The sequence below is a fragment of the Microbacterium oxydans genome (genome assembly GCF_026559675.1).
GTDB classification, from domain to species: Bacteria; Actinomycetota; Actinomycetes; order Actinomycetales; family Microbacteriaceae; genus Microbacterium; species Microbacterium oxydans_D.
This window is the reverse complement of sequence record NZ_CP092891.1, coordinates 3,047,931-3,068,568: the sequence shown is the minus strand read 5'-3', so window position 1 is coordinate 3,068,568 and position 20,638 is coordinate 3,047,931. Positions and strand designations below refer to the sequence as shown.

The 20,638-nt window shown below is 70.8% G+C and carries 22 protein-coding genes; 8 read left to right on the top strand and 14 right to left on the bottom strand.

All coding sequences use genetic code 11. The annotated features are described in order from the left end of the window. Positions 1 to 21: 21 nt before the first annotated feature. The 3 genes from MME74_RS14865 to MME74_RS14855 are packed head-to-tail and all read right to left on the bottom strand — an operon-like array spanning position 22 to position 2,679. The gene (locus tag MME74_RS14865) at positions 22 to 1,260 is read right to left on the bottom strand and encodes a catalase (RefSeq protein ID WP_267415834.1); all 1,239 of its coding nucleotides are present in this window, start codon (positions 1,258 to 1,260) and stop codon (positions 22 to 24) included. 4 nt (positions 1,261 to 1,264) lie between these two features. Further along, positions 1,265 to 1,654 (bottom strand): DUF427 domain-containing protein, encoded by a 390-nt coding sequence (locus MME74_RS14860; RefSeq protein WP_267415833.1) that lies wholly within the window; start codon positions 1,652 to 1,654, stop codon positions 1,265 to 1,267. After that, complete coding sequence (locus tag MME74_RS14855) at positions 1,651 to 2,679, bottom strand: DMT family transporter (protein WP_267415832.1); 1,029 nt, start codon at positions 2,677 to 2,679, stop codon at positions 1,651 to 1,653. The genes MME74_RS14860 and MME74_RS14855 overlap by 4 nt, the downstream gene beginning before the upstream one ends. A 179-nt stretch (positions 2,680 to 2,858) precedes the next feature. Between MME74_RS14855 and MME74_RS14850 the strand changes: the two genes are divergently transcribed. From MME74_RS14850 to MME74_RS14830, 5 genes are all read left to right on the top strand, one after another. Next, entirely contained in the window at positions 2,859 to 3,893 is a 1,035-nt protein-coding gene (locus MME74_RS14850) for an LLM class flavin-dependent oxidoreductase (protein WP_267415831.1), read from the top strand. Beyond that, entirely contained in the window at positions 3,890 to 5,218 is a 1,329-nt protein-coding gene (locus MME74_RS14845) for an LLM class flavin-dependent oxidoreductase (RefSeq protein WP_267415830.1), read from the top strand. Before MME74_RS14850 ends, MME74_RS14845 begins: the two co-directional genes overlap by 4 nt. Continuing rightward, on the top strand, positions 5,215 to 6,555 hold the full coding sequence (locus tag MME74_RS14840; protein WP_267415829.1) for an NtaA/DmoA family FMN-dependent monooxygenase: 1,341 nt from the start codon (positions 5,215 to 5,217) through the stop codon (positions 6,553 to 6,555). Before MME74_RS14845 ends, MME74_RS14840 begins: the two co-directional genes overlap by 4 nt. Before the next feature lie 11 nt (positions 6,556 to 6,566). Beyond that, positions 6,567 to 7,409 carry a helix-turn-helix domain-containing protein gene (locus MME74_RS14835; RefSeq protein ID WP_267415828.1) on the top strand — a complete coding sequence of 281 codons (843 nt, stop codon included), beginning with the start codon at positions 6,567 to 6,569 and terminating at the stop codon, positions 7,407 to 7,409. Positions 7,410 to 7,498: 89 nt separating this feature from the next. After that, positions 7,499 to 8,350 (top strand): phytanoyl-CoA dioxygenase family protein, encoded by an 852-nt coding sequence (locus MME74_RS14830; protein WP_267415827.1) that lies wholly within the window; start codon positions 7,499 to 7,501, stop codon positions 8,348 to 8,350. Positions 8,351 to 8,372: 22 nt separating this feature from the next. Here MME74_RS14830 and MME74_RS14825 read toward each other — a convergent pair whose 3' ends face one another. From MME74_RS14825 to MME74_RS14805, 5 genes are read right to left on the bottom strand one after another with little or no spacing between them, the layout of a single operon-like run. Continuing rightward, a complete protein-coding gene (locus MME74_RS14825) occupies positions 8,373 to 9,200 on the bottom strand; it encodes an endo alpha-1,4 polygalactosaminidase (protein ID WP_416383349.1) in 828 nt (275 codons plus the stop codon). After that, on the bottom strand, positions 9,197 to 9,892 hold the full coding sequence (locus tag MME74_RS14820; RefSeq protein WP_267415826.1) for a DUF899 domain-containing protein: 696 nt from the start codon (positions 9,890 to 9,892) through the stop codon (positions 9,197 to 9,199). Before MME74_RS14820 ends, MME74_RS14825 begins: the two co-directional genes overlap by 4 nt. 58 nt (positions 9,893 to 9,950) lie before the next feature. Beyond that, positions 9,951 to 11,348: an MFS transporter gene (locus tag MME74_RS14815; RefSeq protein WP_267415825.1), complete on the bottom strand. Its 1,398-nt coding sequence runs from the start codon at positions 11,346 to 11,348 to the stop codon at positions 9,951 to 9,953. A 38-nt stretch (positions 11,349 to 11,386) separates the two neighbouring features. Continuing rightward, positions 11,387 to 12,511, bottom strand: coding sequence for a carboxylate-amine ligase (locus MME74_RS14810; RefSeq protein WP_267415824.1), 1,125 nt, complete (start codon positions 12,509 to 12,511; stop codon positions 11,387 to 11,389). An 8-nt stretch (positions 12,512 to 12,519) separates the two neighbouring features. After that, positions 12,520 to 12,786, bottom strand: coding sequence for a DUF7218 family protein (locus tag MME74_RS14805; protein WP_267415823.1), 267 nt, complete (start codon positions 12,784 to 12,786; stop codon positions 12,520 to 12,522). 121 nt (positions 12,787 to 12,907) lie between these two features. Between MME74_RS14805 and MME74_RS14800 the strand changes: the two genes are divergently transcribed. Then, on the top strand, positions 12,908 to 13,072 hold the full coding sequence (locus MME74_RS14800) for a hypothetical protein (RefSeq protein ID WP_017201713.1): 165 nt from the start codon (positions 12,908 to 12,910) through the stop codon (positions 13,070 to 13,072). A 74-nt stretch (positions 13,073 to 13,146) separates the two neighbouring features. Here MME74_RS14800 and MME74_RS14795 read toward each other — a convergent pair whose 3' ends face one another. Next, positions 13,147 to 13,353: a CsbD family protein gene (locus MME74_RS14795; protein ID WP_267415822.1), complete on the bottom strand. Its 207-nt coding sequence runs from the start codon at positions 13,351 to 13,353 to the stop codon at positions 13,147 to 13,149. A 228-nt stretch (positions 13,354 to 13,581) separates the two neighbouring features. Between MME74_RS14795 and MME74_RS14790 the strand changes: the two genes are divergently transcribed. Beyond that, on the top strand, positions 13,582 to 13,959 hold the full coding sequence (locus MME74_RS14790) for a hypothetical protein (RefSeq protein ID WP_267415821.1): 378 nt from the start codon (positions 13,582 to 13,584) through the stop codon (positions 13,957 to 13,959). Positions 13,960 to 13,992: 33 nt separating this feature from the next. Here the strand turns inward: MME74_RS14790 and MME74_RS14785 are convergent, their stop codons facing one another. Then, positions 13,993 to 14,340 (bottom strand): hypothetical protein, encoded by a 348-nt coding sequence (locus MME74_RS14785; RefSeq protein WP_267415820.1) that lies wholly within the window; start codon positions 14,338 to 14,340, stop codon positions 13,993 to 13,995. Between the two features lie 297 nt (positions 14,341 to 14,637). Between MME74_RS14785 and MME74_RS14780 the strand changes: the two genes are divergently transcribed. Continuing rightward, on the top strand, positions 14,638 to 15,123 hold the full coding sequence (locus MME74_RS14780; protein WP_267415819.1) for an FBP domain-containing protein: 486 nt from the start codon (positions 14,638 to 14,640) through the stop codon (positions 15,121 to 15,123). Between the two features lie 4 nt (positions 15,124 to 15,127). On the opposite strand, the gene MME74_RS14775 is transcribed toward MME74_RS14780, so the two are convergent. The 4 genes from MME74_RS14775 to MME74_RS14760 form a co-directional block, all read right to left on the bottom strand. Beyond that, the gene (locus MME74_RS14775) at positions 15,128 to 17,395 is read right to left on the bottom strand and encodes a beta-glucosidase family protein (RefSeq protein ID WP_267418586.1); all 2,268 of its coding nucleotides are present in this window, start codon (positions 17,393 to 17,395) and stop codon (positions 15,128 to 15,130) included. A gap of 101 nt (positions 17,396 to 17,496) precedes the next feature. Continuing rightward, positions 17,497 to 18,375 carry a carbohydrate ABC transporter permease gene (locus MME74_RS14770; protein WP_267415818.1) on the bottom strand — a complete coding sequence of 293 codons (879 nt, stop codon included), beginning with the start codon at positions 18,373 to 18,375 and terminating at the stop codon, positions 17,497 to 17,499. After that, complete coding sequence (locus MME74_RS14765; protein ID WP_267415817.1) at positions 18,372 to 19,310, bottom strand: carbohydrate ABC transporter permease; 939 nt, start codon at positions 19,308 to 19,310, stop codon at positions 18,372 to 18,374. The genes MME74_RS14770 and MME74_RS14765 overlap by 4 nt, the downstream gene beginning before the upstream one ends. Continuing rightward, positions 19,291 to 20,580 (bottom strand): extracellular solute-binding protein, encoded by a 1,290-nt coding sequence (locus tag MME74_RS14760; RefSeq protein ID WP_267415816.1) that lies wholly within the window; start codon positions 20,578 to 20,580, stop codon positions 19,291 to 19,293. The genes MME74_RS14765 and MME74_RS14760 overlap by 20 nt, the downstream gene beginning before the upstream one ends. Positions 20,581 to 20,638 lie beyond the last annotated feature (58 nt).

The following is a 20,638-nucleotide window of genomic DNA, read 5'->3' as shown; positions in this document are numbered from 1 at the left end:
CCGCGGTGCGGACGCGCCGGCTCAGCCCAGGGCAGCGGCGATCGCGGCGCCCTCGGCCTCGTCGATGCGGCGCCAGAAGTCGAGGGCGCGCGCACGCAGGCCCGGGTCGGTCAGCTCGGCGAGCTGCGCCACGACGGTCGCCCGCAGACGCTCGCGTCCCTCGTCGTCCAGGACCCGGCGCACGAGGTCGCCGGCCTGGCGGAAGTCGTCATCGGGGTCCCAGGTGCGGGCGCGCCGGGCGAGGTCCTCGTCCCACCCCTCGACGGATGCCGTGAAGGGGATGGGCGGGCGGCTCGCGAAGCCGTCCTGCACGCGGTGTCGGTGGAAGCGCCAGTACGCGTCGATGCGCGAGAGCAGCATCGGGTCGGGGCTCGGGCCGATGCCCGGCACGAAGCTCGACGGTGCGAACGCGGCCTGCTCGATCTCGGCGAGCTCGTCGTCGGGGTTGTGGTCGAGCACGAGGCGACCGACCTCGATCAGCGGGTAGGCCGCCTTGGGCCAGACCTTCGTCAGGTCGAACGCGTTGAACTCGTCGGTGCGCGCGTCCTCGTAGGGCATCACCTGCACGGAGAGGGTCCAGGACGGATGCTCGCCGCGGTCGATCGCGGCGCGCAGATCCGCCCGCTGATGGTCGACCTCGGTGGCGTCGACGGCGTCCGCGTCGTGCTCGGCGAGGTTCTCGATGCCCTGGTCGGTGCGCAGGTGGTACTTCACCCAGAACCGCTCGCCCTCGGCGTTGGTCCACTGGAACGTGTGCGAGCCGAATCCGTCCTGGTGCCGCCAGGAGCGGGGGATCCCGCGATCGCTCAGCAGCCACGCGACCTGATGCGCCGACTCCGGGTGCGTGGTCCAGAAGTCCCAGAGCCGGTCGTAGTCGAAGACCGCGCCGTCGGTGTACATCTTCTGCGCGACGACGAGCGAGGCGAAGGCCGCCTCGTCGCGGAGGAAGAACACGGGGGAGTTGTTGCCGACGAGGTCGTACTCGCCCTCCGGGGTGAGGAACTTGACGGCGAAGCCGCGGAGGTCGCGCCACGCCTCGCGGCTGCCCCGGTACCCGAGCGTCGCCGAGAACCGGACGACGACATCGGTGCGGATCCCCGGTTGGAACAGGCCCGCGTGCGTGAAGGCACGGACGTCGCCGGTGGTCTGGAAGTGCCCGCGCGCGCCCCCGCCCTTGGAGTGGCGGATGCGCACGGGGACCGGACCGGGATCGGCGGCCGGACGGTCGACCCGTCGAGGTGCGGTCCCCGTGCGGCTCACGGGGTCACGCCCGCTCGGCGGCCGGGCGGATGTCCAGCGAGTCGTAGAACGCGATGTGCCCGCCGATGGGGGCGAACGCGCTGATCGGATCCGGGTACGACCACGCCACCGGGGCGTCGTCCGCCGAGGATCCGAGCGCCCAGTAGTCGCTCGCGACCCCCTTGAACGGGCAGAAGGTGGTGCCGTCGATGACGCGGAGGCGCGACAGGGCGACGTCTTCGCGCGGGAAGTAGAGGCGCACGGGTACGTCGACCTCGTGCAGCTCGATCACCCGGGTGCTCGAGGCGATCCGTTCGTCGCCGCTCCACACCTCGACCCTGCCCTCGTGCCGTTCGAGATGCACGAGGCCGTTCGTCGCGATGCCGGGGGCATCGAGGACTGCGGTGTTCGTCATGATCCTGCTCCTTGTCTGTGCGGTGCTGCCGTACGGCCGATGCGGACCGACCGGTCGCGCGCCGGGAGGGCGGCGACGACGATGCCGACGAGCGCGAGCACGCCGCCGACGACCTTGATGGCCTCGACGGGCTCGCCGAGCGCGACGGCGAAGGCGTATCCGAAGGCGGGCACGGCACCGGTGGCGGTGCCGGCGACAGCCGCGGGCACCCGCTCGGCGCCGTAGTTGTAGAGCGCCATCGTGGGTCCGGTGACGACGAGCGCCAGGAAGAGGATGCTCGCCCAGGCGGGCCCGCCCGACGGCCAGGTCGCGGTGCCGGTCGACACCTCCCACAGCAGCCACGGGGCGAGGAGCGCGGCGCCCCAGACGGCCGTGGCCGTGGCGAGGACGAGCGGGTCGGTGAGGGCCGGATCCCGTGTCGAGCCCCCGGTGCGCCGCAGCAGCACGGTGTACAGCGCGTAGGAGGCGAGGCCGGCGACGAGCAGCACCGCGCCGAATCCGAGTCGGACCGCGCCGGCGGAGGCGATCGCGACACCGAGGGTGGTCAGGACCAGGCCGGCCGTCACGCGCCCGGTGATCCGCTCCCGGATCACGCGCCAGGCGATCAGGGCGGTGAGCACGGGGAGGGAGGCGGACATCAGCGAGGCCGTGCCGGCGGTGGACAGGGTCAGCCCCAGGTTGCTCGGCAGGTAGAACAGCGCGACTCCGGTGAGAGCCAGGACCAAGGCCATCGGCTGTCGCAGTGCACGCCCGAGGGCGGGGAGGCCGAGCTGCGGTCGCAGCACCACGACGAGACCGAGCAGCAGCGGGACCGCGAGCACGAGACGCAGCTCCGCGAGCACGGCCGGCGACGCCGTGACGAGGGCGACGGCGCTCAGCCCGTAGGTCGTCGACCAGAGCGCGACCGACACGAACACCGCGACGACCGGGAGCCAGGGCCGCGATCGACCGTCACGGGACGGACGTTCCGCGCCGTACAGGAACGTCGCGTGAGCGGCGGTGAGCGCCGGACCGGGATCGGACATCGCTCCTCCTGAGAATGGTGACCCGCTCATCCAACGGCAGGGCGACGATCCGCGCGACGATGGTTCCCCACGGTGACAGCACATGTCGGCGGATGACGCCGGTCGACGGGTCGTGACGCGTGTTGACGCCGGATGACCGCACCGCCCGCCGCTGCGTCCCGGCGCTCTAACGTGGCGCCATGTCTTCCACGCACACGCCTGCCGGCGCCTCCGACTCCCTCCGCATCGGCCTGTTCGCGCACCTCGCCGATCATCGCGGTGCCGTCGAGCAGACCTACCTCGACTACCTCGACCTGTTCGTGCACGCGGAGGCCATGGGGGTCGACTCGGCGTGGGTGCGCCAGTTCCACCTGGCGAAGCCGGATGCCGGCCGTCTGGGCGGCCTGCCCTCGCCGTTCGTCTTCCTGGGCGCGCTCGCCGCCCGCACCCGGACGCTGCGGCTCGGCACGGCCGCGATCACGCTCCCGCTCGAGCAGGTGCTGCGGGTGGCGGAGGACGCCGCGGTGCTGGACGCGATCAGCGACGGCCGGCTCGAACTCGGCCTCGCCAACGGCGGGCAGCCGCAGACGGCCTCAGCGTTCGGCATCCCGCACATCGACGACCGCTCGCAGAGTCGGAAGGCCTATCTGGAGGCGGTCGACCGGCTGACCGCCGCGCTCCGCGGCGAACCGGTCACCACCGACGGCGAGGTGCTCGCGCCGGCACGGCCCCGCATCGCGGATCGCGTCTGGCATGCCACGCTCACGGCTCAGAGCGCTTTCGAGACGGGACAGCGCGGGGAGGGCGTGCTGGTCGGCACCACGCAGGTCGTGCCCGGCGAGGTGTCGGCCGAGGCGTATCACCGTGGACTCGCCGAGGGGGCGACGCCGCGGCTCGGATTGTCGACCTGGATCTTCCCCGGGGCCAGCCGTGAGGAGGCGCTCGCCCGTGCCGAGGAGGGCCTCGTCGCGAAATGGAACTGGGCGCGGGACTTCCTCCCGAAGGCCGATTCGAGTGCCCAGATCGCCGAGCGGCTCAACCTGCACTACGGCACGGCCGACGACATCGCCGCGTCGATCGCGCGCCACCCCGCGTTCGCGTACACCACCCAGCTCCAGCTGCAGCTCGACGGGCTGTATCACTCGCTCGAGGAGCAGAAGGATGCGCTGGAGCTGTTCACGACCGAGGTCGCGCCCGCCCTGCACCGGGTGTCGCGCCGCGCGGTGGCCGCATGAGCCGCGCGCCGCTCGTCCTCGCCGCCGGGGTGTTCTACCCGGGCGGCGAGCACATCACCGGGTGGCGCGGCGCGAGCGCCGAACCGCACTCGTACCTCGATCTGGACTACTGGACTCGGTTCGCGCAGACCGCCGAGTCCGGGCGCTTCGCGACGCTGTTCCTCGCCGACGAGCTCTACGTCTGGGACCGCTTCCGCTCCGGCATCGACCACGGCACCAATGTCCGGCTCGAACCGTTCACCCTGCTGAGCGCGCTGTCCCAGCGGACCACGCGCATCGGACTCGCCGCGACCGTCTCGACCACGTACAACGAGCCGTATCACGTGGCCCGGAAGCTCGCCTCGCTCGATCACCTCAGCGGGGGACGCGCGGCGTGGAACCTGGTGACGAGCGCGAGCGACGAGGAGGCGAGGAACTTCGGCAGGGACGCGCATCTCGAGCACGGCATCCGCTACGAGCGCGGCGCGGAGTTCGTCGACGTCGTGAACGGGCTGTGGGACGGCTGGGACGACGATGCCTTCCTGTTCGACAAGGCGTCGGGCCGCTTCGCCGACCGGTCCAAGCTGCACCTGCTGGAGCATCGCGGCGAGCACTTCTCGGTGCGCGGACCGCTCAACATCCCGCGACCCGTGCAGGGGCATCCGCCGCTCTTCCAGGCCGGCGCCTCCGAGGCGGGACGGGCGCTCGCCGGCCGCACGGCGGACGCCGTGTTCACCCTCGGCGGCGGCTCGCTCGAATCCGCGCAGGCGCTCTACGCCGACTACCGGCGGCGCGCGGTCGCGGCCGGTCGGCAGGCGGACGACCTGAAGGTGCTGCCGTGGTTCTCGCCCATCATCGGCGACACCGCGGCGGATGCGGAGGAGCGTTTCCGCGAGCTCGCGGAGCTCACCCCCGAGCGGGTGCAGGTCGACCTCCTCGCGCACTACCTCGGCGTGGACCTGGGCGAGCGCGACGTCGACGAGCCGTTCACGTTCGACTTCGACGTCGACGGCTTCAACCAGTCGAAGTCGGGGTACCAGGCGATCGCCGACCTGCTCGCCCAGCGCCCGTACACGCTCCGCGAGCTGGCCTGGGAGGTGCTGCGTCGCCGCTTCACGGTGGGCACTCCCGATTCCCTGGCGGATGACCTGATCGCACGGTACGAGCAGGGCGCGGCCGACGGGTTCATCCTGATGGCTCCGACCCTGCCCGACACGCTCACGCGCTTCGTCGAGCACATCGTGCCGCGGCTCACCGACCGCGGCATCTACCCCGCCGAGTATGCGGGCAGCACGCTGCGCGAGAACCTCGGACTCGAACGCCCCCCCGGAAGGTATGCCGCATGACCCGTCGACTGCTCCTCGGAGCCTTCCTCTTCCACCCGGGCGGATCGCACGTCTCGGGCTGGCGGCACGAGAGCGCGGAGCCGCATCGGCACGTCGACATCGACTACTACGCCGAGTTCGCCGCGACCGCCGAGCGCGGCGTGTTCGACACGATCTTCCTGGCGGACGGCCTGTACTTCTGGGACCGGTTCCCCTCGGGCGTCGACCACTACGGCCAGACCCGCCTCGAACCGCTCACGCTGCTCTCGGCGCTCGCGGCCAGGACGCAGCACATCGGCCTCGCCGCGACCATCTCGACCAGCTACAACGAGCCGTACCACGTGGCCCGCGCCCTCGCCTCGCTCGACCACATCAGCGGCGGCCGTGCGGCGTGGAACCTGGTGACCTCGCGCTACGACGAGGAGGCGCGCAACTTCGGCGGCGACGGGCACCTCGACCACGCGCTGCGCTACGAGCGCGGGGCCGAGTTCGTCGACCTCGTGCAGCAGCTGTGGGACAGCTGGGCCGACGACGCGATCATCGCCGACCGTGAGAGCGGACTGTTCGCCGACGCCGACAAGCTGCAGGTGGCCGACCATCGCGGGGCGCACTTCGCGGTGCGGGGACCGCTCAACATCTCCCGACCGCCGCAGGGGTACCCGGTGCTGTTCCAGGCCGGGGGCTCGGAGGCCGGACAGGAGCTCGCCGCCGCGACCGCGGATGCCGTGTTCGCCCGCGCCCTCCCGATCGCCGAGGCGCAGCGGTTCGCCGCCGGGCTCCGGGAGCGGGTGGTCGCGCACGGGCGGGAGGCCGACGAGCTGGCGATCCTCCCGCAGCTGCGTCCGGTCGTCGCCCGCAGCGCCGCCGAGGCGCACGACCTGGCGTCCGGGATCCTCGCCTCCACGCCCGCCGCGATCATCGTGGAGGACGTGGCGCACTCGATCGGGCAGACGCTGTCCGACGACCCCGACGCGGTGATCGTCCTCGCGCCGGACACCGACATCTCGAACGAGTCGCGTTCGCCGAACCGGCGGCTGGCACGGCTGCAGGCGGGGGAGCGGCTGACCGCCCGCGACCTCTACGCGCAGTCGTTCTGGGAGTCGGTGACGGTCGGCTCGGCATCGCAGATCGCGGACGAGGTGCAGGAGCGGTTCGAGTCGCACGCCGCCGACGGCTTCGTCGTGCAGGCGCTCACCCAGCCGTCGGGGTTCCGCGAGTTCGTCGATCTCGTCGTGCCGGAGCTGCAGCACCGCGGACTGACGCGCACGGCCTACGAGGAGGGCACGCTGCGAGAGCGGCTCGGGCTGGCTCGACCGGCCGGGCGCGTGCGGGTGGGAGCGGCATCGTCGTCGCACTAGGCTGACGGGCGATGACTCAGCCCGCGTCGTGGTCCCGCTACGCGTCGCCGCGCGACACGACGCAGCGGCTCCTGGTCTCGTGTCACGGCGCGGGGGAGCAGGGCGGGCCGGTGCAGCCGTTCGCCGGCCGCTCGCTGCCGACGCACGCGCTCGTCTACATCTCGGCGGGGCGGGGGACCTATCAGGAGTTCCACCCGAGAGCGGTCCGGATCGCGGTCCAGGCTCCGGCGGTGCTGTGGCTGCGCCCCGGAGTGCAGCACGGCTACGGCCCCGATGCCGACGGCTGGACCGAGCACTGGGTGCTCTTCACCGGGCCGCCGTTCGCGGTGTTCGAGGAGTTGGGCCTCGGTAGCCGGCACGATCCCGTGCAGGCGCTCGCCCGTCCGGTCGAGGCGGTCGACGAGCACTTCGGGGCTCTGCGGGAGTCGCTGTCCGCGGTCGGCCCGCGGGCGGAGATCGCGGCCTCGGTCGCAACGCAGCGGCTCCTCCTCGCGATCCTCGACGCCGGCGAGGGGGCGCCGGCGACCACCTCGCCCACCGTGGACCTCCTCGTCCGCGGGGCGGCGCGGCCGCTCTCGGTCGCCGCACGGGCGCGCGAGGCCGGGCTCACCGTGCGCGAACTCGCCCAGGTCGTGAAGGCGTCGACGGGACTCACCGTCAACGAGCTCGTGATCGAGGTGCGGATCGCCCAGGCGCAGACGCTGCTCGCCGAGACACGGGATGACGTGGGGCGGATCGCGGCGCGGGTCGGCTACGACGACCCGGCCTACTTCTCCCGCCTGTTCCGTCGCCGCACCGGGGTCTCCCCGACCGTTTTCCGCGACCAGCAGTCCCGCGTGGGCGTGGGCGAATAGTTCAAGCTGCCCATACGGGCACCCGGAAATCCAAGGATCCGGAGCGAAAGTCCATGGACGGAAGTCCAAGTGTCGCGGATTCTGGATTCATGTTCACCTCCAACGGATACACCCTCGACGAATCACCCACGCGGATGGGCCGGATGGAGCCCGTCCCGGACGCGATCCGCGACGACAAGGAGGCGCTGTGGAGCCGCCTGCGTCGTGACGGGTACCTCTTCCTGCCGCAGCAGCTCGATCCCGCACTGGTGAAGGAGTTCCGCGAGTACTACTTCACGGCGATGGCCGACACCGGCATCGTCGCTCCGGGCTCCGATCCGGCCGTCGGCGTCGGTGCCCAGGGTGAGATCGACCGCGCGAAGATCCGCTCCGCCCTGTTCGACGACATCGTGCCGGGGGAGCGCTACGCGGCGCTGACCGGCCACCCCGACGTGCGCGGCTGGTTCGAGTGGTTCCTCGGCGAGGACGTGCACCTGCACAAGCGGAAGATCATCCGGCACATCCGACCGGGCGAGTCCGGGATCGGCACCGCGACGCAGGCCCACTACGACCTGGTCTACCTCCGCGAGGGGAGCGAGCGCGTGCTCTCGATGTGGATCCCGCTCGGCGACTGCCCGGTCGAGCAGGGCGGGCTCGCCTACCTCGAGGGCAGCCACCACTGGGCGCTCGCGGAGGAGCGCGAGCGCGGTGACAAGCGCCCGGCCGCGTCCATCACGGCCGACCTTCCCGGGCTCGCCGACGCGCACGACGCCCGATGGCTGCTCGCGGACTACCGGGCCGGCGACGTCATGGTCCACTCCTCGTACGTGGTGCACGCCAGCACCGACAACGTCGACCCGCTCGACCGCATCCGACTGTCCACCGACATCCGCTACCAGCGCGCGTCCGAGCCGATCGACTGGCGCTGGCAGGAGCACTGGAGCGACGACGACGGCCTCTGATCCACGGGACGCCGCGGCGCGACTAGGGGCAGATCTCGAACGCGTAGCCGGCGGCGTCGGGCGTGCGCAGATCGCGATCGCGGAGCACCATCGAGGCGGGGGACTCGTCGTCGGCGCACATCTCGGCGAATGGACGGGGGAGCTCGTCGGTGTACTCGATGTCGATGACGTGGTCGCCGTAGACCGCGGTGTACGCGCCGCACTCCGTGTAGGCCGCGCACTCCTCGGTCACCGCGAAGTCGAAGCCGGCCCGGGATCGCAGCGCCTCCGCGTCCTCCGCGGCGTTCTTCTGCCCGGCGGCGAGCCCCGCCGCATGCGCCGCGTCGACGAACAGCGTCGCCAGCGCGAGATTGTCCTCGAGGGTGAGCGACCCGTCCGAGCGCGTGTACGAGTCGAGGTTGTCGAACTCGACCGCGTCGAAACCGGCGTCCGCGCAACCCTCGATCCAGGGGACGGCCAGGGCGGCGATCCGCTCCCGGCGGTCGTCCGTCGACGTGTCCAGGAGTGCCTCGTCCGGCCAATCCGGATCGAAGACCACTGCGCCGTCGTGGTGCAGGAGGAGATCCTCCGCCCACAGATCGAGCTCGCCGGGCTGTGTCTGGAAGCCGTTGACGTAGCAGATCGAGTACACGCCGGGAGCGGGGTCCGCACTCCGGTCCCGGCCCACGATGCCGACCTCGGCAGCCGGATCGTACGCGCCGCCGAGCTGGTAGTCGGGAACGGCACCGGCGGGCGGGAGCTCGAACGACGCGGTCGGCGACGGCGGCTCCGCCGGGGCCGCGCATCCTCCGAGTGCGAGCAGCAGCGCGGCGACGACCGACAGTGTCGCGCCCCGGAACCGGCGGTTCAGTGCGTCGCCCCGTACAGCTCCGCGATCTCCTTCGAGCCCATGCCCTGGGCGTAGGTCGGATGCTGGGGCCAGCCCTCCGGAGAGTCCTCCCACTCCTCCTGCCGTCCGTAGGGGAGCAGATCGACCAGTCCCTGCAGATGGCTCAGCCGCTCGGTCCCGCGACCCGCGGTGTGCCAGGTGCGGTAGACCGTGTCGCCGTCGCGCAGGAAGACGTTGACGCCGAAGCCCGCGTTCGGGGGCGCATCCATGTCGGCGCCGAAGGTGCTGTCGGCGCTGGAGTACCAGTCCATGCGGTTGCCGACCCGGTCGCGATAGGCGAGCGCCTCCTCGATCGGTCCGTTCGTCACGATCACGAAGCGGGCGTCGTAGTAGCGCTCGAGCACGTCGAGTCGCGTGAACTGCGAGGTGAAGCCGGTGCACCCCGCGCACTGCCATTCGCTCCCGTCCGACCACATGTGGTTGTAGACGATGAGCTGCGAGTGCCCGCCGAAGAGGTCGGCGAGGCGCGCGGGGCCGTCGGCGCCCACGAGCGTGTACTCCGGGAGCTCGACCATGGGCAGCCGCCGTCGCTGCGCGGCGATCGCATCGAGCTCGCGGGTGGCGGCCTTCTCGCGCACCCGCAGGGCGTCGAGCTCGCGGCGCCACGTCGCGGCGTCGACGACAGGGGGAAGGGGCGTCTGTGCGGTGCTCACGGTGACCTCCGGATGCTGAGCGACGGTGCGTCCAGTCTGCGCGCGGCCGCCGACACGGTCAATGCGGGTCGGACCCGGAGGCGGCTACGTCGGCCGGCACCGCTTCCACCGGATTGCGGCGGATGCCGATCCACGACACCACGCCGCCGATCACGAGCAGGCTCGCCGTGACCCATGCCGCGCTGTGGAAACCGTCGAGGTCGAGGGTGCCGCCGACGATGGTCGACAGCATCGCGACCACCAGCAGACCGGCGACGCGCGAGACCGCGTTGTTCACGGCCGAGGCGATGCCGGAGTGGTTCTCGTCGATCGCCCCGAGGATGGCGGCGGTCAGCGGTGCGACCGTGAGCGAGAGGCCGAGGCCCATCACGATCATGGCCGGGAGCACCTGCCACCAGTAGTCGAAGTCGGCGGCGACGAGGAGCAGCATCAGCGCGCCGACCGCCATGATCAGCGGGCCGACCGTCATGAAGATGCGCGGACCCCACCTGCCGGCCCACTGCCCGGCGCGGGAGCTGACGAGGATCATCAGGATCGTCATGGGCAGGCTCGCGAGTCCCGCGGCGGTCGCGCTGAGACCCGCGCCCTGCTGCAGATAGACGCCGACGACGAAGCCGTTGAGCGACAGCGCCGCGTACACGAAGAGGGTGGCGAGGTTGCCCCAGCCGAAGTCGCGCACGCGGAACAGCCACAGCGGCATGAGCGGCGAGGTGGAGCGCTGCTGGCGGACGAGGAACAGCGCGAACAGGGCGGCACCGCCGAGCGCCGGGATCCAGATCGCGGGCGACTGCCATCCCATGTTGGGCTGCTCGATCAGCGCGAACACCACGGCGCCGAGTCCGATCGCGCAGAGGGCGCCGCTCCACCAGTCGACCTTGATGCCGCGGGGGTGCTCCGGCAGCTTCAAGCGGGCGAGGAGCAGCAGGGTGATCCCGATCGGGATGACGTTGATCAGGAAGACGAAGCGCCAGGAGAGGAAGTCGACGAATAGCCCGCCGAGCAACGGGCCGACCAGCTGCGCTCCGGTCGTGAACGCGGTCCACACGCCGATCGCGCGGGACTGCACATCGGCGCGCATCGTCGCGGTGATCAGCGCGAGCGAGCTCGGCACCAGCAGGGCTCCGGCCGCTCCCTGCGCACCGCGCGCGATGATCAGCATCAGCGGATCGAATGCCGCGGCGACCGCGATGGACGCCACACCGAAGGCGATCAGTCCGATGCGCATGACGAGCACGCGGCCGTACGCGTCGGACACGGAGCCGGCGAGCAGGATCAGGGCGCTCAGGGTGATCAGATACGCGTCGACGACCCACTGCTGGGTGGTGATGCCGCCGCCGAGCTCGCGGCTGATCGCGGGCAGCGCGACGTTCACGACGGTGCCGTCGAGGAAGGTCACGAACGATGCGAGCACCGCGATGGAGATGACGAGCCGCTGGAGCGGGGCGAAGGATGCCACAGGCCGACACTACTCCCGGTGGCGGACGTCGGGGCGGGTCAGGGGACCGGTGACGGCTGCGGATCGGGCCGCGGGGGCGAGCCCGGTACCGGGTGCGGTACCGGGGTGCCCGCGACGAGGAGTCGCGCGAGTCCGGCGGGTCCCTCTTCCGCGACCGCACGACGCTGCCGGTCGGCGCCGGTGCCGAGCGTGCGCAGCCGGGCGAATCCCTCGCCGACGCGATCCTCGTCCCCGCTCTCGCGGAGCGCGGGAGCGATCACGGCCAGCATCCGGTCGGCGACGGCCCACGCGTCGTCGACCTCGCCGGTCGTCGGGTCGATCAGCCGGGCGTCCATGCCGCGACGGGCCGCCGTCCACAGCGAGGCGTCGATCCCGTCGACGCCGACGTGCTCCTGCCGGTGATCGTCGGTCAGCACGATCGCGCGGGAGAGCAGCGCCGCGAACACGGAGTCCTCCGCGGTCAGCTGCGCGTCGAACACCCGCACCTCGACGGTGGGGAAGCGCTCGGAGATCCGCACGGCCCAGGAGAGCGAGGCGGTCTCGGTGATCGCCCGCAGGTCGATGAGCCGTCGCACCTGCGCGCGGTAGTCGTCGTAGTCGCGGAAGCGCGGCGGGCACCAGGACGAGGGCAGTCGTCGGATCAGGATGCTCCGCCAGCTCGCGAAGCCGGAGTCCCGTCCGTGCACGAACGGGCTGTCGCCGGTCAGCGCCAGCAGCACCGGGAGCCAGCCCCGCACCCGGTCGAGCGCGCGCACCCGCTCCTCGTCGTCGCCCACCTCCACGTGGACGTGGAGCCCGTTCACCTCGTGGTCGCGGGTGAGGTGGCCGAGCTGCTCCGCGACGTCGTCGTAGTGCGGAGAAGGGGAGACCGCGGAGGAGCGGGTCGTGGCGTAGGGAGTGCCGGTGCCGGCGGCGATCGCGTGCTGCTCCTGGGCATGCCAGCCGATGAGGCCGCGCAGGTGGCGCAGCTGCGCTTCCGCGTCGGCCGCCGTCGACACCGGCTCGGTGAGGCATTCGATCTGCGAGCTCAGGTACTCGCGCGTGACCTCGCCGCCGGTCCGCATCCGGGTGATGCGCTCGCGCGTGCCGGAGGCCAGGGTGACGGGCACCAGCGAATGCTCATCGAGGAACAGGAACTCCTCCTCGATGCCGAAGCGCGCCATCCGGAGCCTCAGTGATTCCTGAGGGCGGAGATCAGCTCGGACTTCCGCTTGCCGCTGTAGCCGGTCAGACCCAGCTCCTTGGCTCGCTGGCGCAGCTCCGGGACGGTCCAGTCGTCGTAGTCGCCGTGCTCTCCACCGCGACGACCGACCGCGCTGCGTCCCTCCTTCGCCGCCGCGTTCGAGATGCGCGCGGCCTTCTCCTTGGAGGCGCCGTCATCCCGCAGCTCTTCGTACAGCTCGGGATCCTTCAGCGAATTGTTGCGTCGTCCTGGCATGTGCTCTGCTCCTTCGCGCACTCGGAGGGTGGAAGTCAACCCCCTCGGGCAGATCGGCTCCCGCGGCTAGCGTGGAGGCACCGCAGTCGGGCGTTCGCGCCCCGAAAGAAGGGAAAGACCGATGAACATCCTCCTGATCATCGTCATCGTCGTCGCAGTGATCCTTGCGATCACCGGAGGACTGGTGCAGTCGCTCCAGTTCCTTCTGTGGGTCGGGCTCGTCCTCCTCGCGATCGCTGTGATCGCCTGGCTGATTCGAGCCATCAGCGGCAGCCGCAAGGTCTGACACTACTGAAGGTCTGACCCGATCGAGGTGAGACCCGCCACTGGCGGGTCTCACCTCTTTCCATGTGGGGAGCGTTACTTGTCGAACGCGTCCCGCACACTGTCTCCGGTCTTCTGTGCGGCGTCCTTCACGTTCTCACCGGCCTGCTTGGCCGAGGCCTTGACCTGATCCGCCTTGCCCTCGGCTTCGAGCTTCTCGTTGTCGGTGAGCTTTCCGACGCCTTCCTTGACCTTTCCGGCGGCCTCCTCGGCGGCGTTCTTGATGTCATCTGCGGCACTCATGTGCTGCTCCTCTCGTAGGCGGATCGATTGATTACGAGCCTTCCACTCCTCCCGAGAAGGGGCCACGGGATTGACAATCCGCGCGGGCCATGTCAACGTTCCGCCCCATCGATGGCGGCCCATCGACGCGGGCCCGTGGAACGACTAGCCTGGCGCCAGGCGGGTGGTCCTGCCCGCGGACCTCGATGAAGGAAGCGGTGTGCGATGGACTCGATGATGATGGGCGCCATGTCGAAGAACATGGAGTCGATGCCCGACATGCAGATGATGGACATGGCCGTCATGCAGGCGTGCATGGATGCGTGCGCCGCGTGCGAGCAGGCCTGCACGGTGTGCTCGACGCAGATGATGGACTGTTCGCCGGCGTGCATGAACTGCGCGGACATGTGCAACACGATGATGCGGTCGATGATGCGGATGCAGGGCATGACCCCGGCGTCGATGATGGCGATGCTCAACGCCTGCATCGCGATGTGCAAGACGTGCATGGACGCGTGCGCCCGGCACGCCGACGAGAGCGACGTGTGCCGGATGTGCGCTCAGGCGTGCCAGGCCTGCATGGATGCCTGCACGGCCATGAAGGACATGCTGATGGTGAGCGCCTGAGCGCCCGATCCGGTCAGGGGTCGACGCGAGAGGTCAGACGGCGGCGACGTTGAACTGCGTGCCGCCGACGGCCAGCACGCCGTAGCGCGCATGCAGGGCGACCGGAGTGCCCGGAACGGCCTCGAGCGCAGCGCCGGAGCCGTTCCAGAGCGCGTGGTCGTCGCCGTCGAGCGTCCGCACGACGAGGTCGCCGGAGACGGCGTCGGTGGATTCGACGAGGGCGTCGACCCAGTCCGTGGGCGTCGCCGAGGCGAGGCGAGCCTGGATCAGATGCAGGGCGTGGCCCGGGGCGAACGAGGAGCACCGACCGCCGTGGCTGCACATGCACGCCGCACGCTCACGCACCGGGAGGGGCGAAAGGCGGTTCAGCGGCGTGGACACGGTGGTCTCCTTCTTGTTCGACGTTCCGGAAAGACTAGGTCGCCTTCTCCGCGGTGCCCAGGCGGGCCGACACGGAGTGAAACAAACAGGTGTAAGCTCGCCGGGTGCTGTCGTCGATGAGCGCCCTCGGGGCGCAGAACGGAGCCGCAGGCGCCTTCCGCGCCGCGGACAGAGGCTGAGGACCCACCGGAGGCGGAACCCCCGTCCCCGGTGTCGCGTCGTACCCGGCATCCGTCGCCGGGATCCTTCCTCCGATCGACTCGCCCTCGCGGCGACCACTCCGAAAGCACCACTCCCATGCGTCCCATCGACGAGCGCGGCATCCGCGCCTCCTTCCTCAACGCCTCCCGCAAGGAGGTCTCCGACCTCACCCTGCCGCCCGGTTTCGCCGAGCTCGACTTCGAGCCGCTCGACTTCCTCGGCTGGGTCGACCCGAAGATGCCCCGCCGGGCCTACGTCGTCACCTGGATCGACGACGCCCCGGTCGGCGTCTTCCTGCAGCGCGCCGAGCAGCGTGTGATCGCCAGAGCCCAGTGCTCGTGGTGCGAAGACGTCACGCTCCGCAACGACGTCCAGCTGTTCGTCGCCCGCAAGGCCGGGCCCGCCGGGCGCAAGGGCGACAGCGTCGGCGTGCTCACCTGCGCCGAGTTCGGCTGCAACCGGAACGTGCGGATCCTGCCGCCGCTGGCCTACCAGGGCTTCGACCGAGAGTTCGCCCGCGACCTGCGCATCCTGCGCCTGCAGGAGCACGTCGCGGGGTTCCTCGCCGAGGTCGCCGGGTAGCGCGTCAGACGATCGGGGCGGTCTCGACGATCTCGAACGTCGAGACCGCCTCCTCGTCGTCGCAGGCGCCGCCCACCCACAGCCGGATCCGCCCGGGCTCGACCACGCGCTCGCCGTCGACGGCGGTGAAGGACAGGCGCTCGATCGGCACGTCGAAGCTCACGCGCTCCTCGGCTCCCGCGGCCAGGGCGATCCGTCGGAAGTCGAGCAGCTGGGCGACCGGGCGGGTCACGCTCGCGACCTCGTCGTGGGCGTAGAGCTGCACGACGTCGACGCCCTCGCGCCCGCCCGTGTTCCGGACCAGGACGGATGCGCGCAGCCGTCCCCCGGGAGCGACGACCGGGTCGACCGTCAGATCCTCGTGCGCGAACGACGTGTAGGTGAGCCCGAAGCCGAAGGGGCGCACGGGCGTCGGGTCGGCGCTGGTCACGTCGGCCCGACCGCCGAGCACCGGGTGCAGATAGGAGTACGGCTGAGCGCCGGCCGACCGCGGCAGCGACACGGGCAGCCGACCCGACGGCGAGACGCGACCGCTGAGCACCCTCGCCAGCGCCGGTCCGCCCTCCTCGCCCGGGAAGAACGTCTGCAGCACGGCGACGGGGCGGGCGGCCTCGGGCTCGGCGGTCCCGGCCGTCGGAGCCGGGGAGTTCACGGCGCCGAGGCCGACCATCGCGCCGACCGCTCCGGCGCGGGCGGGAAGCGCCCAGTCCAGCACATAGGGGCGTCCGGTCATGGTGATCAGGATCACCGGCGTCCCGGTCGCGATCACCGCCTCGACCAGGTCGCGCTGGATGCCGGGGAGCTCGAGCGACTCGACGTCGTTCCCTTCGCCGACCGTTCCGCGGCCGAAGAGCCCGGCGCGATCGCCGACCACCAGGATCGCGAGGTCCGCCTGGTCCGCCGCAGCGACCGCACCGGCGATCCCGTCGCGCTCGGTACCGTCCACGGTGCATCCGGCGGTGTGGGTGATCTCCGCGTGCGGGAACTCCGTGCGCAGCGACTCGAGGACGGTCGGCAGCGCGATCCCGGGCGGCGTATCGGGGTGATGCGCGAGGACGTGATTGACGAAGGAGTAGCAGCCCATCAGCGCCTCGACGCTGTCGGCGTTGGGGCCGATCACCGCGATGCGGGCGGCCGTCGCGGGGTCCAGGGGGAGGACCGCGTCGTTGTGCAGCAGCACGACCGACTCCTCCGCCAGTCGGCGGGCGAGTGCACGGTGCGCGGGAGAGTCCAGGTCGATATCCGTGGGCGGACGCGAGAAGTCGGCGTCCAGCAGCCCGAGCTCCTCCTTCTGGGCGAGGACGCGACTGACCGCCGCATCGAGGACCGCGGCGGGCAGCCGACCGTCGCGCACCTGATCCGCGAGGGTGAGGTAGGCGTCCGGCGAGGGGAGCTCCACGTCGATGCCGGCCGTGAGCGCGAGTCGTGCGGCGTCGGCCGAGTCCGCGGCGACCCGGTGCATGCTGCGCAGGAAGTCGACCGCGAAGTAGTCCGACACCACGACGCCGTCGAAGCCCCAGCGCTCCCGCAGCACCCCGGTGAGGTAGCGCGGGTCCGCGGCGACGGGCACGCCGTCGATGTCGGTGTACGAGTTCATCACGCTGCGGGCTCCGCCCTCCCGCACGGCCATCTCGAAGGGAGGGAGGAGGATGTCGTCGATCTCTCGCGGCCCGGCGTGCACGGGGGCGTGGTTGCGCCCGGCGCGGGAGGCCGAGTAGCCGACGAAGTGCTTGAGCGTCGCGTGGACCCCGGCGCTCTGGAGTCCGCGGACATAGGCCATGCCGATCGTTCCGACCACCAGCGGGTCTTCGGCGATGCACTCGTCCACCCGCCCCCACCGGGGGTCGCGGATCACGTCGAGGACCGGTGCGAGCCCCTGATGGATGCCCAGGGCCCGCATGGAGGCACCGATCGCGGCGCCGACCTGCTCCACGAGCTCGGGGTCGAAGGAGGCGCCCCAGGCCAGCGGCGTCGGGAAGGTCGCCGCCTGCCAGGCCGCGAGGCCGGTGAGGCACTCCTCGTGGACGATGGCCGGGATGCCGAGCCGCGTCTCCCGTTGCAGCCGTCCCTGCTCCGCCCACAGCCAGTGCGCGCGCTCCCGCGGATCGACCGGCCGGGTGCCGTAGACGCGGGTGAGGTGCCCGATGCCGTGCACGCTCGCCTCCTCGTACCTGGTCGAGCTCTTCTTCTCGCCCGCGAGCGGGGCCACCACCTCGTCGCCCTGGTCGACCCAGAACCCCACGAGCTGTGCCTGTTTCTCCTCGAGTGTCATCTGCGCGAGGAGCGCCTCGACGCGGGGGGAGAGGCGGGGAAGGCGGTGAGGGGACACGGTTCTCTCTTTCTGATGCGGGGTCGTGCGGTCCGGCTGCGCGGTCAACCCTTGACCGCGCCGGTGAGACCGCCGACGATGCGCCGTTCGAACAGGCTGAAGAAGATCAGCGCGGGGATCATCGACAGCGAGGTGAACGCCAGCACCTTCGCGGTGTCGACCGAGTACTGCGAGGCGAACGACTGCACCCCGAGCGGCAAGGTGAAGGAGGCGGCGTCGTTGAGGATGAACAGCGGAAGCAGATAGCCGTTCCAGCTCCCGATGAACGCCAGGATGCCGGTCGTGATCACCCCGGGGAGGGAGAGCGGCAGCACCATCCGCCAGAAGAAGCCGAGGCGGCTGCATCCGTCGATGAACGCCGCCTCCTGGATCTCGTCCGGGATCGCGCGCAGGAACGGCACCAGGATGATGATCGTCGTCGGAAGCGCGAACGCGATCTGGGGGAGGATGACCCCGCCCAGCGAGTTCATGAGACCGAGGCTGCGGACCACGATGTAGAGCGGTGTGATCGCGACGGTCAGCGGGAACATCAGACCCGCGGCGAAGAACGCGTAGAGGACTCCGCGCCCGGCGAACCGATACCGCGCGAGCACGTACGCGGCCATCAGCCCGAGCGCGACGACGCCCAGCGTGGTCGACAGGGCGACGACGAGCGAGTTGAGCACCTGGCGCCAGAAGATGTCGCCCGTGAGCACGTCGAGGTAGTTCGCGAACACCCACGGCTGCGGCAGCCCGGCGGGGTCGGCGGTGATCTGGGCGTTGGTGCGGAACCCGCCCACGATGATGTACGCGATCGGGGCGAGCATCAGCCCGACGGCGATCAGAGCGATGAAGTACACCGCCGGGTTCGCCCAGGGCAGCCGCGGGCGTGCGCGCCCCCGGAGGCCGCGGGGGCGCGTGACGATTACGGAGGTGGTAGTCATCGGTCCTTCTTCTTCCGTCGGGTGGAGGATCCGGTCAGCGCGCCCTGGGTGTCACGTCGCAGGACCGCCCGCTGATAGATCAGGGCGACGACGAGGGAGATCAGGAAGAGCACGACCGCGACGGCGTTCCCGTATCCGTAGTTGCCGGCGTTGCGCCCCTCGGAGACCATGTACGTGGCCATGGTCGAGGTGCCGGCGGTGGAGGCGATGTACTGCCCCCAGATGATGTACACGAGGTCGAAGAGCTGCAGCGACCCGATGATCGACAGGAACGCCCAGATGCGCAGCGTCGGTGCCAGCAGCGGCAGCGTGATGCGCCGCTGGATCTGCCAGTACGAGGCGCCGTCGATCGCCGCCGCCTCGAACAGCTCCTCGGGGATCCCCTGGAGGCCCGCGAGGAAGAGGATGACGGCGAAGCCCACGTACTTCCAGGTGATGATCGCCATGAGGGTCCAGATGGCGATGCTCGGATCGGACAGCCAGTCGTTCGCCAGGAAGCCGAGCCCCATGTCGGTGAGCAGGGCGTTGAAGGCGCCGCTGGTCTGGAGCATCAGGCTCCAGCCGGTTCCGACGACCACCTCGGAGATCACGTACGGGACGAAGATCAGCACGCGGATCAGCGACTGCCCGCGCATCCGCCGGTTCAGCAGCAGCGCCAGCGCGATCGCGACCGGCCCCTGCAGCACGAGCGACATCACGAGGATGATCCCGTTGTGCGTGAGGGCGTCGTGGAAGAGCGGGTCCTGCAGGATTGTGAGGTAGTTCTTCAGGCCGACGAACTCCGTCGGCGGTCCGTATCCCTGCCAGCTGAAGAAGCCGTAGAACGCGGCCATCAGCACCGGGAAGATGACGAAGGCGAGGAAGACGAGCAGGGCGGGCCCGGCCAGAAGGAGCACTTCCAGCCGGGCGGTCGCCTCACGCCTTCGCCGCGGCATCCTTGACAGCCTTGACGATGTCCTCCGGTGTTCCCTGTCCCGCCAGCATGCTGACGACGGCGACGTTCAGGGCGTTGCCGATGTTCTGTCCGTAGACGGTGTCGAGCCACTGCGACGCGTAAGGGGCCGCGTTGTAGGTCTCCAGGATGGTCTTCAGGTACGGCTCGGTGACCGCCTCCTGCGCCACCGTGTTCACGGGCGGGGCGTTGAACGCCTTGTAGTACGCGGTCTGCACCTCGGACGTGCCCAGGTAGTTCAGGAAGTCGCCGCACGCGGCGGGGGCGTCGACCGAGCACGAGAAGCCGTCGACACCGCCCATCATCGATCCGGGGAGTCCCTCTCCGCCCTCGATCTCGGGGAAGGGGAACCAGCCCAGGTCGGGGAGCGGCTTCTGGTCGGGGGTCAGCGAGCCGATCACGCCGGGATCCCAGGCGCCCATCAGCTCCATCGCCGCCTGGTGGTTCGCGATGAGGCCGGCGGAGCTGCCGGCGCCCTGCTGCGCCGTGGTCGTGAGGAATCCCGAGTTGAAGGGCTCGGTCGCTGCGAAGTCCTGCAGGTCTTCACCGGCACGCGCCCAGCAGTCGTCGCTGAAGTCGCCCTCGTCGGCGGCCTTCGCGAGCGTGTCGGGGCTGCACTCGCGCAGCGCGAGCCAGTAGTACCAGTGGGCGGCGGGCCATGCGTCCTTCGCGCCGAGGGCGATGGGCTCGACGCCGGCGGTGCGCAGGGCCCCGGTCGCCGCCTCCAGCTCGGCCATCGTGGTGGGGTTCTCGGTGATCCCCGCCTGGTCGAACAGGTCCTGGCTGTAGAAGAGCCCGCCCGGGAGCACGGCGATCGGCATCGCGTAGATCTTGTCGTTCAGGCTGCTCGCCGAGTACGCGGCATCCGGGATCTCCTCGGCGGCCGGTCCGCTGATCACGTCGGTGAGGTCCTTGAGCTGGCCGGCCTTGACCATGGCCGCCATCTTGCCGCCGCCGCGCTGCAGGAAGATGTCGGGGGCGTCGCCCGAGTTGAGCGCGGTCTGCAGTTTGCCGTCGAGATCCTCGTTCTGGATGGACTGGATGTCGATCGTGACGCCGGGGTTCTCCTTCTCGTAGTCGGCGACGGTCTGCTTCCAGAAATCGACCCCGGGGCCGGTCGTCGAGTTGTGCCAGAGGGTCATGCTGGTCGAGCCGCCGTCGTCGCCGGAGTCGTTCGCCGTGCAGCCGGAGAGGGCGAGTGCCCCGACGGCGAGAACCGCCGCGGAGGCGAGGGGGAGCCTTCTGCTGATCATGTGATTGTTCTCCTCATCGAGAGTTGCGCGCCGCGTCGGTGCGGGCGCCCCACGACGG